The following is a 7,578-nucleotide window of genomic DNA, read 5'->3' on the forward strand; positions in this document are numbered from 1 at the left end:
GTTACAGATTGCCTCGCAGCATCACATCACAGGGTGGCCGGATGCTCCGGAATCAGTGGCCGGATAAAATCGGAATGGGTGGCCGGATACTTTCGGAATCACTGGCCGGATGACCCCGGAATACGCACGCATCAGCGTGACGGTGTCTTCATCATACATCTGCATCGGGCGCTTTGAGATCAGCCCCGCCCGCCCCGACGCGCGGTTGACCATTGGGATTTTGTCGAAGTTGTTGCCAAGAACCGCCTCTGCGATTGCGACATGAACCGGGTCTGTGACTTCCAATCCGATAATCCGCGTCACCGCACCAGATTGCGGACACGTCCAAAGATCCTCCGCCGAGACCTGTTTGATCGTCTCGCCCCGCAATGTCTCAACCCCGAGATCAAGCGTGCCCGCGTCCCGCGCACGCTCGGTCTGATCCGCGATGCGCTGCATGAACTCCGCAAAGAGCGCATTTTGCATATGGATCGGTAGCGCCAGCACGCGATTGAGAAACCGCTGGATCGGCGGCAGTTCTTCGAGCAACACGCCGTCCTTGTCGATCAGTTTCAACGCTGTCCAATCGGCAAAGGTCTCATACCCCATCGCCTCGGCACGACCTGCGGCAAGATCGGCGTAGTATCCACGCAGCGCCGAGCGCGCGATGGGGCTTTCGAGATTGTCTTCTTCGCGGAACATGCCTTGCGATCCCGTCTCGCGCTGGCCTTTGGTGAGCGCCCCAAGCTGATCAAGGCGTTTGCTGATCGTCGATGTAAACCGCTTCTCGCCATGCACATCCGACGTGCAGACCCGAAAAAACGGCGCGCTGACCTGCGCCGAGCGGTGCGTGCGCCCAAGCCCCTGAATGGCCGCATCCGCGCGCCAGCCGGGTTCCAGCAGGTAGTGGCGACGCCGTTTCTGGTTCTTGGCCGTTTGCGCCGCATGATAGGATCGCCCTGTGCCACCCGCATCCGAGAAGATTAGGATATTCTTTTCTCCATCCATAAAAGCTTGGGTCTCCGACGAGTTACTACTCGGGGCGCGTTTCTCGATGAAGAGCCCTCCGTCGCTGGATTTGAGCGGGCGTATCGACCGCCCCGTCACTTCCGCGACCGCCTCATCCCCGAACGCCCAGAGGATCTGGTCGAGCGCCGCCGGGATCGGGGCCTGTGCCATCAGGTCCATCATCGCCTCATCACGCAGGGCGAGCGCTTCCCGGGAAACGACCAAAGCCCCTGTCTCATCCCGCAGCGGCTCTGCAACCACATTGCCATCAATCTCAACAAGTTTCTGGGTGTGGATCGGGAACGCCTGTTCGAGGTAGCCCAGCACATAGTCGCGGGGCGTCAGCGCCCCTTCGACCAGTTCATCATCCGGGTCCATCATCTCCAAGCGCCGTTTCAAAAGGCTTTCGCCCGTGGAGACCACCTGGATGACGCAGGCATAGCCGTCAGATAGGTCTTGCTGAATCGCGCTGACAATGGACGGGGCTTTCATGCCCATCAGCAGATGATTAAAAAACCGCTGCTTTGTGCTCTCGAACCGTGATTTCGCAGACGCCTTTGCGGCAGAGGCATTTGTCTCGCCGGAGGCATTATTGACGCCAGTCGCGGTCAACGCCGCTTCGAGATTGTGATGGATAGTGCGGAACGCGCCCGCATAGGCGTCATAGATCTCCGTTTGTGCAGGTGTCAGCGCATGTTCCAGAACATCGTATTCGACGCCGTCAAAGCTCAAGGCCCGCGCCGTGTAGAACCCGAGCGTTTTGAGATCACGTGCGACCACCTCCATGGCTGCGACACCTCCCGCCTCCATCGCTGAGACAAAGCTCTCGCGGCTGGGGAAGGGATATTCGGGTCCCTGCCCCCAGAGCCCGAGGCGGGAGGCATAGGCGAGATTATGGACCGATGTGGCCCCCGTCGCCGAGACATAGAAGACGCGGGCACGCGGCGTGGCGAGTTGCAGGCGTAGCCCAGCGAGACCTTGCTGGGACGGCTTTGCCCCCCTGCCCTGCTCCGATCCGGCAGCGTTCTGCATGGCGTGGGCCTCATCAAAGGCCAGCACACCTTCAAAATCGTCCCCCATCCACTCCAGAAGTTGGTTCAATCGTGTGGTGCCGCATTTGCCTGCGGAGCGGAGCGTTGCGTAGGTCACAAACATGATACCGTCGCTCATGGTGACAGGCTGATCGGGCTTCCATTTGGAGAGGGGCTGGATATCTGCGGGCGAACCGCCAAGATCAGTCCAGTCGCGCACCGCGTCCTCGATCAGCGTTGCAGATTTGGAGACCCAGACAGCCTTGCGCCTCCCACAGAGCCAATTGACCAGAATGAGTCCCGCACATTCGCGGCCCTTACCGCAGCCGGTGCCGTCACCAAGGAAATACCCCAAGCGGTAAGCCCGCGCCTCTGCGTCGTCATCATTGCGCAGCATCTTTGTCTGGTCATCATCGATGGTGAACTTGCCCGGCAGATCGCGCGCATGGGCGTCGTTCGCCATGATGATGGTTTCCAATTGGGCCTCAGAGAGATGGCCTTCTGCAATCAAGCGGTTCGGCAGGCGGAGACCCTCGGCGGCCTGAAGCGACGGCACCGGCGGCGCGACCGACGCCATGGCGATGCTCTCGACCAGCGGCGTTGGGTGCTCTTGTGCGCCAGCGATATCGATCCTTTGCGGACGGTAGCGGGCATAGATCTCGGAAATGGGGGTGTTTTCGCGCGGTGTCTCCAGCGTGGTGAACAAAAGCGGCCTTGCAGCGTGTTTGGGCGTTTTGGCAGCAGCAACCCTTGTTTCAGCGGGCTTGCGTCCTGTGGAGTGCTCAGAACGCGTCAGAGGGCCGTGAACATGCTTTGGGCGTGGTGCCGTCACGGGCGCTACAATCGGGCGCGTCGTGGCGACTTGCTCTACAACGCTGACTGCTGCGTCGAGATCCTCAACCGATACGCGGATCATCTTATGGTCGTCCTGGACCTTATCGAAGACCATGAGCTGCGTATCAACGCTGGTGCCGAGCTTGCGATAGACATGACCGGGAATGGTCAGGGCAAGACGCGGTGTGAGGAGGCTCATCGCGCGCGTCCAATGTGCTGCGTCTCGCTCAAGGGTGAAGCCCATCGGCATGATCGCGACCAGTCGCCCGCCCGATGCCAATCGTTTGGCGGCCCCGATGAGGTGCTTAGCCGCGATGTGCTTGTCGCGCGAGCGATCAACTGAGGATGCAAAAGGCGGGTTCATCACGATAACGCTGGGTGCGGTTGGTGAGGTCAGCAGATCATCGATATGCTCGGCGTCATGTCCAGTCGTCTGCGCGTCGAACACCACATCGAGCAGCCGTTGTCGAAACAGGTCGACTTCGTTGAGTAGGAGCTTGGTCCCTTTCTGCTTGGCAAAACCCGCCAGCGAGCCGGTTCCCGCAGAGGGTTCCAGCACGGTTTCCCCGGTGCGGATCGCCGCCGCGCGCACAGCGAGGGCTGCGTAAGGCAGTGGGGTCGAGAATTGTTGTAGGCGGATTTGCTGCTCGGAACGGCGGGTTTCGGTCAAAAGCCGCATAGCGATGTTCTTCGCGGTGCCAAGCGGGTCGGACTCGTTCGCGTCCAAAAAAAGCGCCTGAACCGCTGCAGCCTGCATCATGTCGTAGGCCATGCGCCAATTCCAAGCACCGCTGGCATCGCTGCCCCCAAAAGTGTCGCGCATGATCTTCGAGAGGAAGGAGCTGCGCAGAGGTTCGCGGACGATCTCGGCGGCGATCAGCGACAGGGCGGATTTGAACTGCGCATTAGATGGGTTTTGATCGGAGTGCTTCGGGTTGGGATGGGCCATGATTTTTGTCCTTTGTGATCCGGTTTGAGGTTCACAGGACAAAAAGCCTCCTCTACGCTTTACAGCGTGGAGGAGGCCCAAGGGGGCTGGAATGAGATCTAAAACACGCTGTGGGGGTCTCCTACGGCCTCTGCTGGGCAAAAAACTCCGCTAGCACAGCACTCCCTTCAGCCATTTCACTGCTGATGAGCTCCGACCCCGCCAATGACGCCTTTGAGAGCCGCACAAGGCTACCGGTTTCCTCAATACGGTAGCAACGCCGTTTTTGACGTCCACGCTTGTAATGGGTCGCTGTGACGATCTGGCAGGTGCTGCCATCGCTGAGGCTCACAGGGGAAGCGAGCTTGATCTTGTCACCCTCTGCATAATCAGGGATCGCGGCCCAATCCCGACACCGCTGGCGCCAAGCATGCGCGTAGCTGTCCGGGTCTTTCAGTTCCGACAGGAGATGAAGAATACTCATCGGCGCACGGGACTCGCAGGGACCGGCGCTTTCCTCCATGTCCTTGTAACCCCAACACCCGTCGTCAGTGCGCGTCAGAAACACCGCCCCGAAGGTGAATGACCCATCATCGTCGATCATGTAGGTCCGGTCTTCCAAAGACGTGCGACCGAGGCTTTCAACCTTCGCCGCCGCATACCATGTCGAGCCAACCTTGCTGGCTTTAACCAGAGTCGTCCGGCGCGTATCGGTCTCGAAGGTGCAGAGACGTGCAATCTCTGCCTTCTCATCGGCGTAGGTCTGAACCCGCCGATCGGTGTAGAAGAGCCACCCCATTATGCTGCCCTCCGGTCTTCAAGTTCCATAAGAGCGTCGAGCGGCACGCGGTAGGGCTGCATGGCGTCGAAGTCCTCACAGTTGCCGCAGTTCTGGACAATTGCGAAGGTATCGCAAGCGTCCTTGAGCACCACCCGAAACCGCCCGCCCAGACCTGATGGGACCTCATAGGTTCCACCAATCAGGAAGTCAGACGCGCGGCGCACGAAGACGCGGATGGAATGGCCGTCGGTTGCCAGCCGAATGGCCCCCCGCCCGCGATCAATCAGTGTTTGCACGTCATCCAGAATGTCAGTGTAAAACTGCCCGGTCAGATCACGGAACGCCATTTGCCGCTGTGCCATCCAATCGCTGTCCCGAAACGGGTTGATGCGATTTGCGAAGGCAAAGCTGGGATCGGAGTGCTCGGTGGTGACGATGCGGGTGGTGGAGCCGTCAATGCCGTTAGAGCGCAGATGCACGCCGTTCCCGACGATGAGGATCAGGGCGGGCTTGTCGATTGGCCCATTCCAGTTGGGCAGAAAGGTTGCACAGGAGCGTGCATGCGCGATTTGCGCCGCAACAGCGGACGCGGAGAACTTGAGAATAGCCATGGGGATGTCTTTCTTGATGTTTCAAGGGATTGTTGCGAACTCACCCGCGCTTGGTTGTTCCCAAGCGCGGGTCGATGTTTGGATCAGGCGGCTTTCGCTTGAACCATCTCGACTTGAGCGGCCTCTTCCACCGCATCGACAACCAAACTGGCGCCACCGGTCGTTTGCATCATCGGCGGGCACCAGGCCGCGACTGCTACATGCTGTGCCTCCGTGAGGGTCGCAAAGGGCTCGGCAAAGAGCTTGTCGCAGAAGGCGACGATCTCCTTCTTGCTCATCGAGGCCAGAGTTACCGCCTCCTGCGCGAGCCCCAGTTCCTCGCCAAGGATTTTGAGCAGCCACGCCTTCTTGAAGCGATTGAACAGCGCCGCGTTCGGCGTCCAATGGGCGCGAACATCCGGCATGATCTCAATCTCGAAGTCATACATCAGGCTGTCGCTTTGGCGGCTGCGCGCGAAACAGGATTGCGTCGTGCTGGCCGTGGCATAGGCGACCAGTTTGGCCTTCTCGCCCGCCTCAAGTGCTCGGAACGCCGCAAACTGATCCGCAGGAGACTTCGCCTCATCGGCCCAAGACAGATCGAGTGCATCATGCGCCTCGGCCACCTGCTCCAGTGAGGTGCCATCGATCTCGTCCATCTTGGCATGGCTGCGGTATTCCTTGCGCGCCTCGACCTTGATGCCGTGGGTTGCGCTCATACCACCAAGGACGTCCGTGACCAGCTTGAACAAGGTCAGATCGAGAGTGGCTTCGGGATGCAAGGTCATCGCAGCTCCGAGAGCCATTGCCCGTTCGGTCTTGAGGTCCTGGGTCAGCGAAGCAGGGTAAACGATGCCATCGGTGTCATATTCCGCCATCGTCGCATAGTCGTAGCGCACCAGAGACTCGGCCCACGCAAAGCCCATCTCCACCCGTGCTTCTTCCGCGGCGGCGGTGAGTTTTTCGACCATGATCGTCTCGACTAAGGCGATGTCTTCCAGGACGGAATGCTCTTCGAGCAGATCGGCCGCGATGGGACCACCCCGCGCCTCATACTCTTCGCGCACAAACGCCCCGATATCGTCGCTGACCTGCACACCGCGGGTCTTGAGCGCCTGTCGCACTGTATAGGCCTGCACATAGCTGTCGTCGCATGTCAGTGCCTCGAAGACTTCGCGTTGCACGTCTTGGCTTGGATGATCGGCAAAAGCCTTCATCGTATCGAGCGTGATTGTCTTGGCGCGCGCAGCGGCGCGAATATCGGGATGGATGAGACCATACCGCTCACTGTTGTGGCGCAACGGGCGCGCGCTGCCACCTGCGGTCCATGGTTTGCGCCATGGCAGAACACCACGCTCGATGATGCGGATGAGTTCATTGGTGATGGCTTCGGGTGCGTCGAATTTGGACGTGCGGGAACGGGCCATGGCTGGCCTCCTTTCGGTTGGGTTTGATTGGGAGAGTTGGGTTAGCGTGCGTGATTGATGCGCGGATCGTTGATGATGCGTGCGCCAAGGCGTTCAACAAGATCGAGATATGTCCGTAGCGATACTCGGCTGGAGGACGTCCAAGGTTCTGGATCAACCGCGCCGTCCATCGTGACCTTCGGCAAGTTTGCGAAGGCGATGATGTCGCGGACGGGGCGGCAGTCGATCAGAGGTGTTTCAAGCCGGATGGCCAAGCTGGCGAGTGGGAATCGTTCAACCGGTGCATAGAGCGAGACGGTTGTTAGCCCGAGGTGAAGGATGGTCCCTCCCCCACCGCAGCTTACATAGGCATTGGCGTTGTTGAGGGCCGTACGGAGATAGGCAACGTCGCGGCGGATGGTTTGCCGTTCCAGCTTGCGCGCCTCATCTAGGTCGCCAGATCTTCTAAGTTCTCGATGTCGCCACCATGATCGTGCCTCCGCGCGAAGCACGCGCAAAACTTCAGTTTGCATGAGAGGTTCCTTGTCAGGACAGACAGGCCGGAAACCGGCCTGGACCCATCAGGAACACCCCACAAGGGTTCCTGAAGACAGTCCTAAAACAAGAAGGCAACTTTCACTTTCTCACGTTACCACCACATAATTCAGTGTCTAACGGCTATGATAGACTCTGTCCTACTTTCTTGGATTGAAGCAATGTTTCCCACGCAATAGTTCCGGTGGTGAGGCCTTGCAGAAGGTGGAATGCGTAGCTACGCGGCTTCTGAATTCTTTCTATGCGTTCTAACAAATACCCTAGGGTCATAAACGTTTTTGTTGGTCCAAGTTTTTTGATATCGAACCAAAGGTTACCCAAGTTGAGATGGCTGGCGATCCCCGTCTGTCAGGGATGTTGTCCGCTGCTCTACTTTTCCTCTATTTCTCAGGTGGGCGGGATAGGATGATGACTTGGGCTATTCACTGGAACGAAAAACGGCTGTGCTGAAGCGGATGCTGCCGCC

At 59.1% G+C, this 7,578-nt stretch carries 4 protein-coding genes and 2 pseudogenes; all 6 read right to left on the reverse strand.

Annotation, left to right across the window (positions count from 1 at the left end; genetic code table 11):
- Positions 1–21: 21 nt before the first annotated feature.
- Positions 22–3,801 carry a strawberry notch family protein gene (locus tag ROE7235_RS18200; RefSeq protein ID WP_245964026.1) on the reverse strand — a complete coding sequence of 1,260 codons (3,780 nt, stop codon included), beginning with the start codon at positions 3,799–3,801 and terminating at the stop codon, positions 22–24.
- A 121-nt stretch (positions 3,802–3,922) separates the two neighbouring features.
- Positions 3,923–4,579, reverse strand: coding sequence for a DUF6927 domain-containing protein (locus ROE7235_RS18205; protein WP_121097151.1), 657 nt, complete (start codon positions 4,577–4,579; stop codon positions 3,923–3,925).
- Positions 4,579–5,172: a regulator gene (locus ROE7235_RS18210; RefSeq protein WP_121097154.1), complete on the reverse strand. Its 594-nt coding sequence runs from the start codon at positions 5,170–5,172 to the stop codon at positions 4,579–4,581. Before ROE7235_RS18210 ends, ROE7235_RS18205 begins: the two co-directional genes overlap by 1 nt.
- Before the next feature lie 83 nt (positions 5,173–5,255).
- Positions 5,256–6,434, reverse strand: a pseudogene (locus ROE7235_RS18215) (ParB/RepB/Spo0J family partition protein); the annotation flags it as partial.
- Positions 6,429–6,578: pseudogene (locus tag ROE7235_RS20895) on the reverse strand (ArdC-like ssDNA-binding domain-containing protein); the annotation flags it as partial. The pseudogenes ROE7235_RS20895 and ROE7235_RS18215, both read right to left, overlap by 6 nt.
- A 41-nt stretch (positions 6,579–6,619) precedes the next feature.
- Positions 6,620–7,090 (reverse strand): hypothetical protein, encoded by a 471-nt coding sequence (locus ROE7235_RS18220; RefSeq protein WP_121097161.1) that lies wholly within the window; start codon positions 7,088–7,090, stop codon positions 6,620–6,622.
- Between the last annotated feature and the right edge of the window lie 488 nt (positions 7,091–7,578).

The organism is Roseinatronobacter ekhonensis, from assembly GCF_900499075.1.
Classification (GTDB): domain Bacteria; phylum Pseudomonadota; class Alphaproteobacteria; order Rhodobacterales; family Rhodobacteraceae; genus Roseinatronobacter; species Roseinatronobacter ekhonensis.

What these genes read in the sequence shown, in the direction of transcription:
- ROE7235_RS18210 (WP_121097154.1), bottom strand. Translation starts at nt 5,172, where the DNA reads ATGGCTATTCTCAAGTTCTCCGCGTCCGCTGTTGCGGCGCAAATCGCG.
- ROE7235_RS18205 (WP_121097151.1), bottom strand. Translation starts at nt 4,579, where the DNA reads ATGGGGTGGCTCTTCTACACCGATCGGCGGGTTCAGACCTACGCCGAT.
- ROE7235_RS18200 (WP_245964026.1), bottom strand. Translation starts at nt 3,801, where the DNA reads ATGGCCCATCCCAACCCGAAGCACTCCGATCAAAACCCATCTAATGCG.
- ROE7235_RS18220 (WP_121097161.1), bottom strand. Translation starts at nt 7,090, where the DNA reads ATGCAAACTGAAGTTTTGCGCGTGCTTCGCGCGGAGGCACGATCATGG.